Below are 18,164 nucleotides of genomic sequence, written 5' to 3'. Positions count from 1 at the left end.
TTTATAAGTTGTTCAATATTAAATTCAATTCTTTTTTCCAAGTTGCATAAGCTTCTTGGTATGCCGATTTATCTTTCTTCGGACTAAATGTCATTACGTAATCATTATCTAAAATTGCCTTACCGAATGCCTCAAAATCACCTTTATAAAGATTAGCAGCTCTTGCCGCACCAATTGCCCCAGTAGTATCATAAATTTCAATGTCATACCCTATTAAGGTTGCCACAGTATTCGAAAATATTTCTGACCGAAAAAGATTGTCGTTACCGGCACGCATCACATTCACTTTTATACCGTCTGACTCCATGATCTCCATACCGTAGACAAACGAAAAAGCAATGCCTTCTAATGCAGAACGACACAAATGACCTTTACCGTGATTATTTAAATTTAGGTTAAGAATTCTTGTACCTACATCTTTGTTTTTCAACATTCTTTCGGCTCCGTTACCAAACGGAATCATTGTGACACCATCTGAACCAATTGGTACTTCATTTGCCAATGTATTCATCTCTTCGTAAGATTCAACATTAAGATTATTCAATAACCATCTATATTGAATACCCGCTCCGTTAATACAAAGTAGTTTTCCAATTCTGGATGGTTTACCTGGTGAATAATTTACGTGTGCAAAGTTGTTTACACGAGAACTTTCTTTTACTGAAAGATTATCTGTTACGGCATATACGACACCAGATGTACCACCAGTAGCCGCCACTTCACCAGGGTTAAAAACATTTAATGTCAATGCGTTATTTGGCTGATCGCCTGCTCTATATAATATGGGTGTACCCGTTGATAATCCACTTTCGGTTGCCCCTTTTTCATTTACTATGGATTGTACGGAAAAAGTATCTACGATATCGGGAATCATTTCTTTATATAATCCATATTCATCTAATACCAAATCAGCAATTGCATCTTTCTTGAAATCCCAAAAAATACCTTCTGATAAACCAGATACAGTTGTATTTGCAACACCTGATAATTTATAAGCGATGTAATCTCCTGGGAGCATCATTTTATAAATCTTCGCGTAAATTTCGGGCTCATTTTCTTTGACCCATTTTAATTTAGAAGCTGTAAAGTTTGAAGGGGAATTTAAAAGATGTGTATCGCAAGTTTCTGCACCTATTTCTTCATAGGCTGTTTGACCAATACCTACCGCCCTACTATCACACCAAATTATAGATTTTCTTAAGGCATTTCCTTCTTTATCAATAAGCACTAGACCGTGCATTTGATATGATATTCCGATACCTGAAATATCAGATTTGCTAATATTTTCTTGTACACATAATTTCTCGATACCACTACAAACGTAGCGCCACCAATCTTCTGGACTTTGCTCTGCCCAGCCATTTTTTACAGCTTCCATAGACATTTCTGTCTCTGGCTCTGAAACTACTCCAACACTTTTTCCTGTTGAAGCATTTACCAAAGCAATCTTAATAGATGAACTTCCGATATCTAATCCTAAATGGTACATAAATAATATAAATTGGTTTGCTGTAATAAGTTAAACCAAAAATAGTTACTATACCGACCATTCGATATTTGCATCACGAAATATTATCGTAATTAGATTAATCAAAAATCTAAAAGTGTAATTTAATAAATATAAAAAACTGATTATCATCTAATTACATTCTTAATTAAAAACTTACTATTTTCGAAAGGGTTTTCGTACTACCCTTAATATCAGTACATAAGAATTCGTATTTTTAATACTGTTCTAGCTGATTTTGTAATTGTTCTAACTTTGAAAGTGCCTCTGATTTAGAATTTACATCTAACTTTAAATAGATATTCTGAATATGAAAATTCACTGCACTGGGCGTTACAAATAACTTTTGCGCAATCATTTTATAAGTAGCTCCTTGACATAAAAAATCTACAATTTGGTTCTCTCTTTCAGAGAAAAATGCAAAGGTCTTTCTATGAAAATTACTAATGATTTTCTTTACGATATCATTGCTCATAGCAGCACCTTCTTTTTCCATACTACGTAATGCATGTTCTAATTTATCCAAGGTCAATGGTTTTGTCAAATAACCGTTTGCTCCTTTCTTAAATGCATTTTTAATAATATCAAAATCATTTATTTCACTAAACATGATGATTTTTACTTCCCAGTCTTTTTTCTTGAAAAGTTTAATGGCATTTACTCCATTCATATCATCTAATTCAATTTCTGAAAGTACAATATGAGGTTTGGTAAACTTATAATCCTTAATAGCATCTTTGGCAGATGTATAGCTGCCTACCACTTCATAACCATCAATTTCTTCGAAGTGATTTTTATAAACAGAATGTAATGAGGTTTCTTTTTCCAGTACAATTATTCTAATGCTTGAATTTTTCATAATCTCCATAGTTTTTGAAGCTATCATTCTTGAAAAGAACAATAACTAAAGTTAGTTTTAAGTAATTTCAATCAGTTTATTTAAGGATTGAATAACTAAACAATAGCAATGTATTATGAACAAATAGTATTTGCTATAAGTTCACTTTTACATATATAATGACAAAAAATGCCCTGAAGAACAATCAAAATAGTTGGATTGTTCTTCGCAATCGTTCAGCAAAAATTAAATCAAAAACGGATTACCGCTAGTGAATCAATTCAAAAAACTTAGGCGTTTGCCATACTTTGGATTAATGAGATTTCGGAGTTCTAAAATGATAGAAATCTTGCGAAGAAAAAAATGTGTTTTGAAACCGGAATTTAGTAGGTAAAATTCATTCATGGTTGTGGGGGGATTTGGGGTTATACAATTGGGTTTGAATCTTATTGGTGATCGAAATATATATATTAATACAATATACCCGTTGAAAACATAAGAATTTTCGTTCAAATACCAACTTTTTATAAAAAATAAGGTAATTCGTCGATAGTTAACATAAAGTTAAAACCGAGAATCACCACCAATGTAAACCAAAAAATAAAAAAATAAAGGAGGGAACCCAGTTATCCCCCCGGACAACACCCCTCCTTTTATTGACAATTCAAATCAACCATATAACCATTAAGGTTTATAGATTTTTAATATGTTACTCTATACTTATATCATCATCTTCAAAAGTATTAGATGCAGTCGCCGTTGTTTCGCTTACTTGCATGATCCATTTCTCTTGATTATATTTTCCGTTTAAATCTGTACTTGCTGCCATTTGTGCATCGTTCTTATAATCGTAATCTGCCAAGTACACATAATACAGACCGTTTTCCTTATTGTAGAATTGCTTTGGATCTAATCCTTTTTCTCGCAAATCTTTCATAAACGCATTCATATACTTTGTTTGGCTGTATACATTTGCTATTACATAATAACCAGAGTTCATATCTATAACATCAGCATCTACCATCATCTTTACGGGCATCTGTTTAAAGTTATCTCTTGTGGATGGTAATTCTTTAAAATTCGCTCTTCTTGATGCTTTTTCAGCCGCCGCTGTTGTAGTTGTTACCGAAGTTGCTTTTGATGCTGATGCCGTTGCAAATGCATCTGCAGGTTCCGTTATAAAGTCCATTGCATCATCTTTAAGATCATTAGAAGCATAAGATGTGTTTTCCTCTACACTAAAGTCTTGTAAAGAGCTCTTGATCGTCGTATCAATATCATTACGTAACATTCTAACAATTAACTCGAATCGTTCTTCAAATGCTGCTATTCTCTCGACTTCTATAGAATCTTGACGTAGGATCAACTCATCTAAAATAATTTTATTCTCATAGGCCAAGCTGCTTTCTGAAGCCGTAGAAGTAGCTTTAGAAGATGCATCTTGTCTCTTACGACCCGATTTTCTAGCACTATCTCTCTCTTCTATTAAATGAGCTATCTGCTCTTCATAATTACGTACTATATTATCTATTTGATTGTCTGATGAATTATCCGCTACCGATATCGCCAAATCATCATCTTTGAATTTGTAAGCTAAAGTTATTTCATGATTCCAACCTAAATTGGCATCTTCACTTGATAAATCTTTCTCCATTAAATACCCTAAAGACATTTTCTCACTTAGGTTAAAACCAACACCTGCAGCTACTCCATATTCTTCATCTACCGTTGTTTGTAACCAACCGTATTTTGGCATATCTAATAATAACGATCCAAAGTAATATAAACTTCCGTCATAATTCTGACCCACTTGTGCCATTGGCATTAAACGAGCATCTGTAAAAAGACCTCTTGAATGTTCGAATGAGTGTGTATACTGTACCGATGCTTTTACACTTTTAGTAGATAGTTCGGTTAAGAATTCGTTCGTTGTTTGATTGTATTTTAAAAGATCTTCTGCATAAAACCCAAAATCGAACTTTCCTAATGATAAGTTTATACCCGGTTGTATGGCAATTTTACTTTCTTTACGTGCATCTGCCAATTCTGGATCAGCTTCGCTGACAACTATTCTGTTCTGGTCAAGACCTTGATTAAAATAGGTGACATTAGTACCAAATGTCAATACTGATTTATCTCCTAAACGAACTGCCGTTGCGTAGTTGGCATTGAATCCGAATTCTTGAACTACACCAGACCATTGACTATAGACGCCTATACCTACAGCAGTATTTTCGTTTAATTTATTACTGAAACCTAGAAAATAGTTTTGACTATTATCATCAAAGGTTGCATATTGATTTCTATGTAGAATGTTTAAATATGATTTATTCTCACGTACCAAAGAGAACGTTGGGTTTATAAAGAACCTATTGAAGAATAATTGGTTGTGGTACGTACTACTTGATCCTAAATTTGCATTGGTTTCTTGACCTTTTACTGTTTGGACAAGAGCCAATAAGAATAAAGCAATAAATAAACTATTGATTTTATAAGGACTTTCCATAACGATTGATTTTGTGATTAGAATTGAATTTGTCAAATGAATTGGGGGAAATGAATAATGGGTGGTTATTCATCCTCGAAAACAGAACTTGAATACTGCGTTCGTCTATCTGAATTAAAGGCTTCTAAGAAGCGATCGTCTCTATCTTTATCATTTATAGGCTTATCACTTAAATTGAAAGCTACATTTTGGGTATGCTTACCTTGTGCCATTCTGTTAGATACTACAAATCCAGAACCATCACTTTGTAAAAGATTTACCGAATACTCGTCATAAGAACTGTTGATGGTATTACCCATGTTCACAGCAAGACCTACACTACGTTGCCCTACTTCTACCATATAGACATCTAAACCACCGTAACCATCCCTACCGTCTGATGCAAATACCAAACTACCGTTTGAAACAGGGTTTGGAAGTACGTCATTTTTAGCTGTGTTTACTTTCGAGCCCAAGTTTTTAGCTTGACCTAACATTCCGTTTTTTTGAATTGTTGCTACATAAATATCATACTCGCCAAAAGTACCCGGCATGTTAGACGCGAAGAACAAACGGCTACCATCTGGTGATATCGCCGGATGCTTTGCCGAATAATCACCTGGGCATACAGCTACTTCGGTAATTTTTTTCCACTCACCACCAACTTTATCAGCTTTGTAAATTTTGTGTATTTCTTTCTTTTTTGAGAACATACCCGTTGTAGGTTTACGGTATGTTGTTTTACTGTAGTAGGCAGTGTTACCACCATTTGTTAACGCTACTGGTGGGGCATATTCACCAGTAGTTTTTACAGGAACTGACTGGTTTGAAGCAAACTCCTTGGTAGTGCCTTGATTATCCCAAGGTAAAAAATTCCTTCTATTATTAGAGGTAAGACGAGATGGCACAACAGTTCGTGTCATTTTGTAATCGTCTTTAACTAACTCTGTCCAGTTTTCATCTGCTAACTCATTCTGAACTTCTTTACCTAATTGAGAAACTGCGTGGTCAAATCTTTTTTGATAGCTTCTTTTTAAAGTACCATCTTCAGAGATTTCCATTAATCTACCGTACCAGTATAAAGCATTTGCATATTTTTTGGTCAGGAAATTGGCATTGCCTAAATCTTCAAAAATTTCCGCATCAGAAAAACCAAGTGTCTTTAACTTGTTGTAATTTTCTGTACGGTTAGTTACTTCTTCAACCTTTCTTTGTTGAAAACTTGTACTGTTGTCATTGTAGGCCAAATCTTGGCCATAGCCCATGGTTGCCATACAAGCAAACAAAAGGCTAATTTTAATTGAATTGTTCATGTTACTAGATTTTGGGGATTAATACTCCAAAGGTCTTGTAACTCATTCAATTGATTATTAATAAAAATTCATAGGTTTTTGAATATTTTATGAACTATTGAATCGAAATTCAAACACATTCTTCTTAAAATCAATTAGTTGAATAAAATTTATGCTTATTTTCTAACCTGTGTATTTTTTCTTTTATCTGAGATATAAGTATACCCTAAATATGCCAATTGTAAGCCTACCGCTGCCATTTTCAATTTTCTACTTCTTACTAATAATTTTGCTACTCCAAATAGTGGTGATAATCCCATAATCTTTTTTTTATTGTTCCCGACCAAAATAATAGTAAGTGCCTTTTTAGCTTAACTCAATCCCCAAAAATGATATACCAATACACTTATACAATCCCAATGTTTACGGTATTTGGCAGTTTATCGTATAGAGCAAAAGCGATATTTTTTATAGCTAAGTATTACCGTTCTATGCACGTACCTTAGTAGTAGAAATTTTGTTTAACCATAGACCATGAGGTCTAGTAAAATTTAATATATGAACACCGATATAAAAAAAATTGAAGATCATTTAAAAGATTTAATCAGTAAAAATGAAGATGCAATCAAAGGATTTGAAAAGGCATCAGAAAATTCAAAGGATGTAGGAATCAAAAGTTACTTCGAGAAAAAAATTATAGATCGTATGCAATTCTTAAAAGAATTAAGAGCATCGGTACCAGAGTTAGAATTAGGTAGTGTACACATTGAAGGAAGTGCTGCCGGAACATTACATAGAACTTGGATGGACGTTAAAGCATTCTTTGCAGAAGATAATGATGAAGCAATGTTAGAAGAAGCTATTAGAGGTGATAAAGCCGCTATTAATGATTATGACAATGCATTGGCAGATGTTATGATGCCTCATAGATTAAAGGAAATTATTAGAGTACAGAAAGAACAATTGCAAAATGATTTGGAGACTACTGAAGTATTAGAAGATTACAGATAAGAAATCTCTAATCATTTAAAAAAAGCCCTTGCAAATTGCAAGGGCTTTTTTTGTGTGCCATCAAAACCTATTATTTCTTTGTTCTATTAGATTGCTCAGCACGTTTCTTTTTTAACCAGTTTTTATAAAACTTTTCTCCAAAAAAAAGTATTAATGCTTTTTTCATAATAGTGTATTAATAAGTTTTCATTTTATCTTTTCTCTTCTTCAGTTGTCTTTCTAATTCACTCACTGATTCTATAACCGATTCTTCAAAGTTTTCATTACTAGCTTCAGCAAAAATTCTTGGACCAGGTAAGCTTAATCTAATATTGCAAATCATACCTGTTTCATCTGACGATGTATTTTCTTGTTTTAGAAAAACATCTGCTCTAATAATATCGTCGAATTTTGTGTGTAGTTTATTCAACTTCTCTTCTGCAAAACTTTCTAATCTTTGACTAGCGGTTACGCCGTCATATTCATATATAATATCTTTTATTTTAATCTAAAATCGAGGCGTAACTGAAAGGAGTTTTGCCTCGATATTTTCATATTTTTAATTCTAAAATCTTAATTACTTAATTAAGTGTGGTCTATTTATCTACGTTGACCATCCACCCAATACCGTAGCGATCGGTACATCTACCAAAATGTCCCCATTCTCGTTCTCTAAACTCGTGATGAATTTGTCCTCCACTAGACAAATCTTCAAATAACTGTTTCCCTTCATCCAAGCTATTGGTATCAACACTCATATTAATCTGATTTCCATTATTCAATGGTGTATCCGGTGCAGCATCGTATGCCATAAAATGCACACCTTTTCCTTTTAATTCTGCGTGTTGTAATTTTTGACGAAAAGATGACGGTACATCTATTTTCTTATCCTCGTATGTTTGTTTGTTTTTAATATCTGCATCGAATAGGTTTCCGTAGAAGTTCAATGCTTCTTGACAATTGCCGTTGAAGGCTAAATATGCTTGTGTTTTCATGATAATTTGTTTTTATACAATTTACCTAATACCCAATATTCGCTTTGTCTTTAAACGCTTAGTTATTGATGCTATTAATAATACTATTCTAGCACAATCTTATTATCATCTATAAACTGAAAGAACGATAATTTTTCATTGGACCCGGTAAAAATTAAATTGGTAGTCAATTCAAAAAGATGTGCTTCCGTTTCAAAAAAGTGCATCATATAACCTGCCGTATTTACAAAGGCTACATACTCCCCTATTGCCGGCAATCTTGGTAGGGTTATTTTTCGTTTCAACAATACGTCTCTTTCCAAACAATAAGCTCCTGTAAAATATACATCTACATGTTCATTTTCTTCAATTTCAGAATTATAGAGCATAAATGGATCTAATAGAAAATCTGCGCTAGAGCTCATCATCTGACTCATATTCATTTCTAGACCTACCAACCATTGTCCTCTTGCATCTTTTTTTCTGTGGATGACTTTAGCTATCGTCATACCTACTTGATCCAATAAAGAACGACCAGGTTCAATGCGTATTTCTATATCATTTTTGAGCAATAAAGATGCTACCGATAATCTGGATACATCATCCGTAAAATCCAGTACTTCTCTTATAAAGGAACCTTTATTTATTTTATTGAAGTACGGGTAGGTATTGAGCTTTCCGTTTAACTGACCATCTTCCAATCTAAAGCCTAATCCGTTATGATTGAACGTAATATCATTGTTCTGATTTAATACTACGTCCTTTAATTTTTCATTGAAATTGGTCCACTCTTCCTCATCCTCTAAATAATTCATTAAAATACCGCCACCTATATCAATAAAGGAAATAGGATATCCTTTTTCCTTTAAAGCTGATACAATATGAATGCTAACAATTAAACTGAGACTTCGTTGATGTGTAGAATAACTATCTAAATGAAAATGCAGTCCGGTTACTTCTAATAAATCAAAAGTTTTACCGTCACCTACGTAAGAAGCAATAAAACCTACCACCTCATCTACATCAAATCCAAAACGACTATAAAGTTTCTCACCGTCTACTTCAAATCCGCTAATTCTAAAGCCAACATTTGCCTTTTTATTCAATTTAGCGGCTACAGTTTGGGTCAATCTACATTCATCTTCATTATCTAAAATAATAGGTACTCCATTATTTATTGCCAGTTCTATCTGTGCTTCGGTTTTTATGGCTGCAGTCAGCACTAAATTTTCAGCATTTCCGCCCAATGCCAGAGACTGTTCCAATTCTTTAAAACTAGCGGTATCTACACCTATACCAGATACAAATGCCTGTTTTACCAAACCTTTGGATTTATTCGCTTTTCTGGCATAAAAAATTCTATATTTCAATCCGTAAGATTGAAAAACCTGCTGATAGTTTTCACAATTTTTATTGAAAGATGGTAAGTGATGTATATTTATCGGAGAACCATATCTTTCCACCAAACCTCTAACAACCGCTTGGTCATTAAATAGTTCATGCATCCAGTCAGAAGTTTTTGGGGTTAATTGATATTCAGGTTTTCCCTTAAAATACATGTTCTTGTCTTTTATAATTTTCAATTCTTTCATCTTTCTCTTTAATTGCTCCACAAACATATTTTGCCCAAACCGATGCAAAATCGTTTCGGGTTCTTGACAGGGTATCATTGTCAAAGGTTATGCCTTCTGTAGGTGTTCCATAAAATGAAATATCATGGTTGACATGACCATTAACGTCTATAGCATTTCCGGCTTTATTAATTTCTATACAACCTGGTTTATAACTAGTCTTTGATTTATTTTCGAATTCACGAATTAGTCCATTTTTCAATAAATTCTGATAAAGTTCATTTTTAAACCCGCCTTCCTTTGCCCTAGAAATCGTAGCATTTACAAAATAATTTATCTCCGTTCTCTGTCCGTTTTCCATATATAGACTAAAATTACTATCGCAATCGTCTATTGAAATAGTTGCGGATTTAGCATAAGTAAAATCTAAAACCCCAGCTTTACACAGGGCTAACATTTTTTGCACGTTCTTTACTGGCGGACCGTAAAATAGGCGGTTGAACAAGCCGAAATAATGCGAATCAAACTCCCTGTGCGAAACCGCATCTAAACCTCCGAAACTGTAGAGTTCATTGAAAATAGGACTGATTTTACGCCATGTGGCAACAGCTGACATAAGTGGACTTTCTTCTTCTCCATTTTTAACCTCATCAATCAAATACTGCATGTAATTTTGTACTTCATCAGTTGATAAGGCAGACTTCTCTTTAAACGGATTTACTATAGTTTCCCAATTGAAAACAGGAGCGTTTGGATAGTCCTCATGAAAATATTTCACCTGTTTCTCAATTACCGTAAAATCTTCATCAAAATAGAATTGATGACCGTAATTCTTAAAAAGTACATTGTAGTAGGCAAAATAAAATTCGTTTTTGATTAAAGGCAGCAGCGAACAATTGAAACTAATAGACCTATCTTGTTTTAATTCTGCTATAATCTCTTCAGTAAAAAAATGTAATTCAGTTTCTGACATAGGTGAACCATTTCTGGGCACCATGGGCAAGCCTGTTCTTGAGAACGGGTATATTTTACGAGGCTCTCTCCCTGACGAAATATATTTTAAATCGCCGGTATCATTTTTTTTAAAATTACCTCCCCTGCCTTCTGTCAATGCTAAAATGGCATCGATGGCTGTTAGACCGAAACCCTTTATAGCTACTAAAGATGCTGCGTTAACCGATTTTAATTTTTCATTGGTAGGATAAATAAAATTAATCTTACTATCTAAAATATCACTTTGGTTTTTTTGAGTCTTAAAAGAATGGTGACCTGTTGTAAATAGGACTTTATTACAAACAACAGCTTCTTGCGCGCCCCTTTTCCCCTCCGTATAAAATACCTGATATTTATGATTCTTTTTTATCATATTGGTTACCGTACCAATATGCGTAATCACCTTTATATTCTTTGGTAACTGCTCTAATAGCAATCTATAACAATCCACTAAATAACTTCCTACCACTGCTCTTGGAGCATATTTCCCTGGAGCCGCATTGGTGTGGCCCTTTGCCGTCAACCATGTTATAAAGTCTGGTGTAGCACTAGCAATTGAAAAAGGTTCCTGCAATACCCAACTGTTGATATTACGGTTGGCGTAATTCATTATTAAATATTCCGGCTGATCTGTTCTATATACATCACCAGATGCCACAAATTCGGTAGTATTGAAAATATGAATTTGTATATCGTTTAAAATATCAGCTTCATTTAAATAAGCTAACAATCTTTCAAAACCATAAAATCCCTTAGGTCCAAAACCTATAATACCAACTTTATATAAGTTATTATCATTCATAAATTATGCTACCTACCACCCTCCTAACGGAGTAAATGCGTTTTTACTTTCTGGCAATTCTTTCAACAACCAATCTCTATTGTAAATAGTATCTAAATAACGCTCACCGCGATCACATAAAAACAAGGCACAATTACTACCTGCTTCTATTTTTTTGCTATACTTTTTAACGGCACTGATCATACCGCCAGATGAACCTCCACATAAAATAGATTCGGTTTCTAACAACGACCAACACCCTCTTGCGCAGTCAACATCATCTACATAAACATGATCATGAATCTTATTAGTATCTAAAAATTGGGAAGGTACGCCTGCCCCATGCCCCGGAATTAATCGCTTTAATGGTGGACCACCAAATAAAACACTACCAACGGCATCTACTGCAATTATCTTAGTGTTTAGGTTGTTTTCTTTAATATAATCTGCACAGCCCATCAATGTTCCACAGGTACTTGTAGCCACAAATAAGTAATCTAATTCTCCTTCCAAAGAATCCATGATCTCTGTCATGGTTTTATGATGTGTTAACGGGTTGTCTTTATTGCCATACTGGTTAGACCAAAAGCTATTAGGAATACTTATCAATAAATATTGAACTCGCTCTAATCTTGCCGCTAGAAAACCACCATCCTCTTTTGGCTCTGTAACTTTTTCTATACGGGCACCATATGTTCTTAGAATTTTCTCTGTGTGTAAATTTAATTTTGGATCCACAACTACAATCAATTTAAGACCATAGTATAAACATGCCTGAGCCAAACCTACCGCCATATTTCCTGAACTTGATTCTATAACCGTATCTCCCTTTTTTATTCTACCATCTGCAAGTGCTTGTTGTAATATAAAAAGGGAAGTTCTGTCTTTAATACTTCCGGCCGGGTTAGCCGCTTCAAGCTTACCAAAAAGGTTGAATGTACTTTGCTTGAATATTTTATTTAATTGTACCAAAGGAGTATTACCTACGGTGCTTATAATAGATTCAGAAACCGTGTCCGAAATATTTTGAGTTATCATATATAATCAATTAATATCCAAGCAGAAAACAAGGATTATCCATATTGATAAAAATACTTTCACGAGTAATCTTAGAATAGCACAATTCAAAAATTAAATAACTCTTTCGGTTTTAAGTCAAAAATGTAAATCGAAAGCGACATTTTTAAATGAACATACATCAAAATATAGCGTGTATTAGTTTTCTGAATGTTACAGACCTCTTTATATTTCGATAATATTCACATTTAAAATAGAACTTAAAGATTATTTGTTCTTAAATTATCCACTTTTATCTAAAAAATACCTAATTTCAAAGAACTCAAACAAATAGGAAAAACGAATGGCAAATTTCAGTTTAAAAGTTAATGGAGAAACCAAAGAAGTAGATGTAGATCCCACTACACCAATGCTTTGGGTATTACGAGATCATTTAAAATTGGTAGGCACAAAATTTGGTTGTGGTATTGCCCAATGTGGAGCATGTACCGTTCATTTAGGTGATAATGCCGTTCGCTCTTGTCAGCTTCCGGTTTCTGCAGTGGGGGAACAATCAATCACTACTATCGAGGGACTTTCTGAAAACGGAGATCATCCGGTTCAAAAGGCTTGGTTAGAAGAAGATGTGTACCAATGCGGTTATTGCCAGGCAGGTCAAATTATGAATGCCAGTGCGTTTTTAAAGCGAAATCCTAATCCTACAGATACTGAAATTGAAGATGCTATGAACGGTAATATCTGTCGTTGTGGTACGTATACGCGAATTAAGAAAGCAATTAAAAATGCTTCAAGTATTTCTAACGCGTAATTATAACCCCACAATGTTGGGATTTTAACCTTCAAAAAACAAACAGATGACACTCATTAAAACAACATATAATAGACGTTCTTTCTTAAAAAGCGGTACGCTTGCCGGTGGTGGTATGATTTTAGGATTCAGTTGGCTAGCATCTTGTAAGCCTACCCCAGAACAAGTTAGTAATATACCAAAAGAATGGTTTGATATTAATAGCTTTCTTAAAATTGGCGATAACGGTATGGTAACTATTATGTCGCCTAACCCAGAAATAGGACAAAATGTAAAGACCTCAATGCCCATGATCGTGGCAGATGAACTTGGTGTGGATTGGAAAAATGTAATTGTAGAGCAAGCGCCTTTGAACACTGATATTTTTCAAAGACAATTGGCAGGTGGTAGTCAGTCTATCCGCGTAGGATGGTCTGGACTAAGAATGGCCGGTGCTACTGCTAGACATATGCTAGTTGCCGCAGCTGCAGACGCATGGCAGGTTGATGCTTCTGAAATTACAGTTGATGCAGGTGTTATCAGTCATACCGTATCAAACAACTCAGCCGGATTTGGTGATATGGCTTCTAAAGCAGCTACGATGACCGTACCTGAAAAGGTGAAACTTAAAGAAACAAATGATTTTGATATCATAGGTACCGATAGACGAAATGTTGATGGTCCAAATATTGTTACCGGGAAACCTTTATTCGGTATTGATATTCAAGAAGAAGGAATGATGATTGCCATGATCGTTCACCCGCCTGCGTTTGGCATGACCTATAAATCAATGAATGCCGATGCTGTAAAATCTATGCCAGGTATTAAAGATGTTTTCCCAATTGATGCGTATAAAGATGATACGGAGAAACAATGGTCTGATGCTGGAGCCATAAATAAGCTTGTAGCTATTGTTGGTGAATCTACTTGGCAATGTATGCAGGCAAAAAAGGCATTGAATGTGGAATGGGAAGAATCTTCGGCTTTAGAAAGTACAGAAGGACATGATGAAGCATTGACTAAATTATTGAATACTTCTTCTAAACAGCCAGCTCGTAAAGATGGTAATGTAGCTAGTGCATTTAAAAAAGCGGATAAGGTTATAGAGCGCACCTATAGTGCTCCTTTTTTAGCACACAATACCATGGAGCCAATGAACTTTTATGCAGACGTTACTGCTGAAAGAGCTTTATTCAACGGACCAATACAAACTCCTGAGTTTTTAGAAAAGACCCTGGCTTCTAGACTAGGAATGCCAGTTGAAAAAATTGATATTAAAATGAGCCGTATGGGTGGCGGATTTGGTCGTCGATTATATGGAACTTTCGGTGTGGAAGCTGCGGTAATTTCCCAACACATGCAAGCACCTATTAAATTGATGTATACGCGTGAAGATGATATGACCCAAGGTACATATCGCCCAACATATAAAGTAAAATATAAAGCAGGTTTAGATAAAGAGGGTAATTTAATTGCATGGCACGTAAAAGGTGCGGGATCTAATGACGATTTACTTTTTGAAAATAGATTTCCGGCAGGTGCAGTAGATAATTACTTAGCTGAAAAATTCAGTTTAGAAACCAATGTAACGACAGGTGCTTGGCGTGCGCCACGTTCTAACTTTGTTGCCGGTGCAGAACAAGCATTTTTAGATGAAGTTGCCGAAGCAGCCGGTAAAGACCCTATTGATTTTAGATTAGAGTTATTTGACAGAGCTATCAAAAATCCTGTTGGAGAACCCGAAAAGAACGATTACGATCCAGTACGTTATGCAGGTGTTCTTAAATTAGTGAGAGATAAAGCTGGTTGGGATGGAAGTCAAAAGAACGGTACCGCAAGAGGAGTTTCAGCTTACTACTGCCATAACTCTTATGTTGCTCAAGTTTTAGACCTAGCAACAGATACAAAATCACCAAAGGTTACTAAAGTATGGTGTGCCGTAGATTGCGGAATTGTCATTAATCCTATGGCTGCAAAAAATCAAATTGAAGGAGGAATCATTGATGGCATCGGTCATGCTACATACAGCGAAATGACTTTTGAAGATGGAAAACCTCAACACCAAAATTTTGACACTTATCGCTTAATAAGACACAAAGAAGCACCTAAAGAAATTGAAAGCTATTTTGTAGATAATGGAATAGACCCAACCGGATTAGGAGAGCCTTCTTTGCCGCCTATAATTGGAGCTTTGGCAAATGCCTTATATAAGGCAACAGGTCAAAGACATTACAATCAACCATTTATTACTGAAAAATCGGTAATTGGCTAACGCCCTTATGCTATTGCAAACGAAAACGCCGAAATCTTAGATTTCGGCGTTTTATTTTTTATTAATTAATTTATATCTTGAACCTCAGCACTGCTCTTAAATAACTTCTAGAGTCATTGTCTATAGTAAGTAAAGTATTATTACTACCGTCTTTTAGCTTATTATTAATACTAAAATTATAGGCAGCACGTAAATCTAATTGCAAATGATTGGTAAAATGATACTCGTATTGCAGACCTCCATTAATTAAAGACATGTTTATAATCTCAGCCGTATCAGTTCCATTTACCAATGCACCGTTTTGTATGTTAGATGTAAAACCATCTAACTGCCCAAATAATTTAAACCTATGTTTGTCAGTTAAGTGATACTGTAAATTGGTTCTTGGAATACCAATATTAAAAGACCAATCCGGTCTAAACTTTTTATAATAGCTTATAAAAGGTAATGGAAAAACATATCCCCTATTTTGTGAATAAGATAAACCTACAATTAATCGAGATGGCCTATCTATATTATTTTCAAATTTTTTAATAAAAACAACATCTCCGGAAAAAACCAAATCATTTGTATTTAGATTTTTAGCAGTTAGATTAGTGCTTATACCGGGCTGAAATCGTAGCCCTAAACGCCATCCATTTTTTAATGGTTTTGTATATCCAATAGTAAAATCTAAAATTTTAAAATCGTTCAATAACTCGCGATCAAAAGGTAGCTCATCATCTTTAAAGCGAAGATGTACATTACTATAATCTATACCTAAGAGAAGGTATTCACCTTCCTTTTTAAGTTTTACTGGAAAATTTACAAGAAATCGTGACCGCGTATATTCTACATCTGACCCCTTATTAGGAATGAAGGTAAAATCTAAACGTGCCAAATCACTTAATTGCGCTTGTGAAGTAAAGCTAATTATGAAAAGAAAAAAAAATATAAATTTAAGCCGCATTTTCTATTTGTGGTATCTGCACTAAATAATGATAATGCAAGTACCTTCTTTTTATTGTATTGATTTAGTGCTATTAAGCATAAAACTATCTTAAATAGAATAAAGTATTTATAATTCTAAAACCTGAGTTACGCGTTCAAGCTGAGCATTAAACAATTCTTTGGTAACCTCTTTTTTATAAAAAGGCACCATTTTATTCAATTGTTCTTTTATTTTTTCAGATGATGTTAATTCTGGAAATGCCTTTTCTAATACGTCTAACATAATCTTTACCGATGTAGATGCACCTGGCGATGCACCCAACAAACAAGTAATTCTACCATCTTTACTACTTACTAGCTGTGTGCCAAATTCTAACGAGCCACCTTCAAACTCATCTTTCTTTATGGTCTGCACACGTTGCCCGGCAACCATAATTTCCCAATCTTCGCTTTTGGCATCTTTAAGAAATACTCTTAACGAATCCATTCTATCTTCAAAGCTCATAGCTACTTGTTCTACCAAATATTTTGTTAGCGGTAAATTGTGCCAAAACACACCCCACATTGATGGTATATTATCAAAATTTATTGATTTCAATAAATCTAAGTACGAGCCTTCCTTTAAAAACTTGGGACTAAAACCTGCAAACGGACCAAATAACAATTCTCTTTTACCATTTATAAACCGTGTATCTAAATGAGGAACCGACATTGGTGGATCTCCAATACCTGCTTTGCTATATACTTTGGCATTATGCTGATTAATTATATCTGGATTTTTACATACCAACCACTCCCCGCTTACCGGAAAACCACCATAACCATCCTTTTCATCAATCTCTACTTTTTGTAATAATAACAAACTACCGCCGCCAGCACCTATAAAAACATGCTCGGCATCTACCGTATTCTTGGCACCTGTATTCAGATTTTCCATTTTCACCAACCAGTCTACATCATCATCGGGATCAATATCTTCTACTTCGGTATTGAACAATACTTTAGTATCATATTTTTTTCTAGAATATCGAATAATTGCTCTGTTAACGAACCATAATTCATTTCTGTTCCTCTTTCAATTCTAGAAGCTGCCATAACCTCAGCTTCGGTTCTATTGTGCATCATCAACGGAAACCACTGCTGCATCTTTTCAACTTCTCTTGTAAACTCTATGGTATCGAACATGAAATGCTCTTTAAAAGCTTTAAATCGATTTTCAAGGTAGTCGGCATTATCTTTCCCTTTTACCCAGCTGTGATGTGGCACCGGACTAATAAATGATTTTGAATCTTTAATAAGTCCTTCAGCTACCAAAAAAGACCAATATTGTTTAGAGGTTTCAAATTGCGTACAAATATCTATTGCCTTTTTAATATTTACATGACCATCTTTATCTTCTGGTGTATAATTCAGTTCACATAAGGCAGAATGACCTGTGCCGGCATTGTTCCAAGCTGCAGAACTTTCTTGTGCTACTTTATCTAATCGTTCAACGATCAGTACATTAAGATCTGGCTTTAACTGTTTTACCAATAATGCCAGTGTAGCACTCATGATACCTGCACCTACACAAATAAGATCATATTCTTTTCTCAACTCCATCAAAATCAAATTTTATTACTCCTTTATACGCTTGAAAAGTTAACTATTTCTTTTGGTTAATTCTTGAATGAACCAGAAATTAAAACCATATCATAAAAACAAAAAGCCGGTCTATAGACCAGCTT

14 protein-coding genes and 1 pseudogene are annotated in these 18,164 nt (G+C 34.5%); 3 read left to right on the top strand and 12 right to left on the bottom strand.

Annotation, left to right across the window (positions count from 1 at the left end; translation table 11 throughout):
* Position 1 precedes the first annotated feature (1 nt).
* The 5 genes from ACJJVP_RS11845 to ACJJVP_RS11825 form a co-directional block, all read right to left on the bottom strand.
* On the bottom strand, positions 2-1,489 hold the full coding sequence (locus ACJJVP_RS11845; protein WP_405413906.1) for a xylulokinase: 1,488 nt from the start codon (positions 1,487-1,489) through the stop codon (positions 2-4).
* A gap of 235 nt (positions 1,490-1,724) precedes the next feature.
* Positions 1,725-2,366 carry a response regulator gene (locus ACJJVP_RS11840; protein WP_405413904.1) on the bottom strand — a complete coding sequence of 214 codons (642 nt, stop codon included), beginning with the start codon at positions 2,364-2,366 and terminating at the stop codon, positions 1,725-1,727.
* A gap of 688 nt (positions 2,367-3,054) precedes the next feature.
* On the bottom strand, positions 3,055-4,851 hold the full coding sequence (locus ACJJVP_RS11835; RefSeq protein WP_405413902.1) for a type IX secretion system membrane protein PorP/SprF: 1,797 nt from the start codon (positions 4,849-4,851) through the stop codon (positions 3,055-3,057).
* Positions 4,852-4,916: 65 nt separating this feature from the next.
* Positions 4,917-6,143 carry a TolB family protein gene (locus ACJJVP_RS11830; protein WP_405413900.1) on the bottom strand — a complete coding sequence of 409 codons (1,227 nt, stop codon included), beginning with the start codon at positions 6,141-6,143 and terminating at the stop codon, positions 4,917-4,919.
* Positions 6,144-6,298: 155 nt separating this feature from the next.
* Positions 6,299-6,442, bottom strand: a complete 144-nt coding sequence (locus ACJJVP_RS11825; protein WP_405413898.1) for a hypothetical protein — start codon at positions 6,440-6,442, stop codon at positions 6,299-6,301.
* Between the two features lie 238 nt (positions 6,443-6,680).
* Between ACJJVP_RS11825 and ACJJVP_RS11820 the strand changes: the two genes are divergently transcribed.
* Positions 6,681-7,133 carry a PA2169 family four-helix-bundle protein gene (locus ACJJVP_RS11820; protein ID WP_405413896.1) on the top strand — a complete coding sequence of 151 codons (453 nt, stop codon included), beginning with the start codon at positions 6,681-6,683 and terminating at the stop codon, positions 7,131-7,133.
* 175 nt (positions 7,134-7,308) lie between these two features.
* Here ACJJVP_RS11820 and hpf read toward each other — a convergent pair whose 3' ends face one another.
* From hpf to sbnA, 5 genes are all read right to left on the bottom strand, one after another.
* Complete coding sequence (hpf, locus tag ACJJVP_RS11815; protein WP_405416187.1) at positions 7,309-7,602, bottom strand: ribosome hibernation-promoting factor, HPF/YfiA family; 294 nt, start codon at positions 7,600-7,602, stop codon at positions 7,309-7,311.
* A gap of 106 nt (positions 7,603-7,708) precedes the next feature.
* The gene (locus tag ACJJVP_RS11810) at positions 7,709-8,107 is read right to left on the bottom strand and encodes a VOC family protein (RefSeq protein ID WP_036155525.1); all 399 of its coding nucleotides are present in this window, start codon (positions 8,105-8,107) and stop codon (positions 7,709-7,711) included.
* 83 nt (positions 8,108-8,190) lie between these two features.
* Positions 8,191-9,678 (bottom strand): Y4yA family PLP-dependent enzyme, encoded by a 1,488-nt coding sequence (locus tag ACJJVP_RS11805; protein ID WP_405413893.1) that lies wholly within the window; start codon positions 9,676-9,678, stop codon positions 8,191-8,193.
* On the bottom strand, positions 9,635-11,452 hold the full coding sequence (locus ACJJVP_RS11800; RefSeq protein ID WP_405413891.1) for an FAD/NAD(P)-binding protein: 1,818 nt from the start codon (positions 11,450-11,452) through the stop codon (positions 9,635-9,637). The genes ACJJVP_RS11805 and ACJJVP_RS11800 overlap by 44 nt, the downstream gene beginning before the upstream one ends.
* A gap of 12 nt (positions 11,453-11,464) precedes the next feature.
* Entirely contained in the window at positions 11,465-12,469 is a 1,005-nt protein-coding gene (gene sbnA / locus ACJJVP_RS11795; RefSeq protein WP_405413889.1) for a 2,3-diaminopropionate biosynthesis protein SbnA, read from the bottom strand.
* Between the two features lie 322 nt (positions 12,470-12,791).
* Here sbnA and ACJJVP_RS11790 point away from each other — a divergent pair, with 322 nt between their 5' ends.
* A complete protein-coding gene (locus ACJJVP_RS11790; protein ID WP_405396212.1) occupies positions 12,792-13,256 on the top strand; it encodes a (2Fe-2S)-binding protein in 465 nt (154 codons plus the stop codon).
* A gap of 46 nt (positions 13,257-13,302) precedes the next feature.
* The gene (locus tag ACJJVP_RS11785; RefSeq protein ID WP_405413887.1) at positions 13,303-15,507 is read left to right on the top strand and encodes a molybdopterin cofactor-binding domain-containing protein; all 2,205 of its coding nucleotides are present in this window, start codon (positions 13,303-13,305) and stop codon (positions 15,505-15,507) included.
* 70 nt (positions 15,508-15,577) lie between these two features.
* On the opposite strand, the gene ACJJVP_RS11780 is transcribed toward ACJJVP_RS11785, so the two are convergent.
* Both ACJJVP_RS11780 and mqo read right to left on the bottom strand, forming a co-directional pair.
* Positions 15,578-16,456, bottom strand: coding sequence for a DUF6268 family outer membrane beta-barrel protein (locus ACJJVP_RS11780; RefSeq protein WP_405413885.1), 879 nt, complete (start codon positions 16,454-16,456; stop codon positions 15,578-15,580).
* A gap of 108 nt (positions 16,457-16,564) precedes the next feature.
* A pseudogene (gene mqo / locus ACJJVP_RS11775) lies at positions 16,565-17,991 on the bottom strand (malate dehydrogenase (quinone)).
* Between the last annotated feature and the right edge of the window lie 173 nt (positions 17,992-18,164).

The sequence above is a fragment of the Maribacter sp. Asnod1-A12 genome (genome assembly GCF_045063735.1).
Lineage (GTDB): Bacteria > Bacteroidota > Bacteroidia > Flavobacteriales > Flavobacteriaceae > Maribacter.
The sequence above is the reverse complement of the archived record's forward strand: the minus strand, read 5'-3'. Positions and strand labels throughout refer to the sequence as shown.

Excerpts from the sequence above, each read along its gene's own strand:
- ACJJVP_RS11845 (WP_405413906.1), bottom strand. The coding sequence starts at position 1,489 with ATGTACCATTTAGGATTAGATATCGGAAGTTCATCTATTAAGATTGCT.
- ACJJVP_RS11840 (WP_405413904.1), bottom strand. The coding sequence starts at position 2,366 with ATGAAAAATTCAAGCATTAGAATAATTGTACTGGAAAAAGAAACCTCA.
- ACJJVP_RS11835 (WP_405413902.1), bottom strand. The coding sequence starts at position 4,851 with ATGGAAAGTCCTTATAAAATCAATAGTTTATTTATTGCTTTATTCTTA.
- ACJJVP_RS11830 (WP_405413900.1), bottom strand. The coding sequence starts at position 6,143 with ATGAACAATTCAATTAAAATTAGCCTTTTGTTTGCTTGTATGGCAACC.
- ACJJVP_RS11825 (WP_405413898.1), bottom strand. The coding sequence starts at position 6,442 with ATGGGATTATCACCACTATTTGGAGTAGCAAAATTATTAGTAAGAAGT.
- ACJJVP_RS11820 (WP_405413896.1), top strand. The coding sequence starts at position 6,681 with ATGAACACCGATATAAAAAAAATTGAAGATCATTTAAAAGATTTAATC.
- ACJJVP_RS11810 (WP_036155525.1), bottom strand. The coding sequence starts at position 8,107 with ATGAAAACACAAGCATATTTAGCCTTCAACGGCAATTGTCAAGAAGCA.
- ACJJVP_RS11805 (WP_405413893.1), bottom strand. The coding sequence starts at position 9,678 with ATGAAAGAATTGAAAATTATAAAAGACAAGAACATGTATTTTAAGGGA.
- ACJJVP_RS11800 (WP_405413891.1), bottom strand. The coding sequence starts at position 11,452 with ATGAATGATAATAACTTATATAAAGTTGGTATTATAGGTTTTGGACCT.
- sbnA (WP_405413889.1), bottom strand. The coding sequence starts at position 12,469 with ATGATAACTCAAAATATTTCGGACACGGTTTCTGAATCTATTATAAGC.
- ACJJVP_RS11790 (WP_405396212.1), top strand. The coding sequence starts at position 12,792 with ATGGCAAATTTCAGTTTAAAAGTTAATGGAGAAACCAAAGAAGTAGAT.
- ACJJVP_RS11785 (WP_405413887.1), top strand. The coding sequence starts at position 13,303 with ATGACACTCATTAAAACAACATATAATAGACGTTCTTTCTTAAAAAGC.
- ACJJVP_RS11780 (WP_405413885.1), bottom strand. The coding sequence starts at position 16,456 with ATGCGGCTTAAATTTATATTTTTTTTTCTTTTCATAATTAGCTTTACT.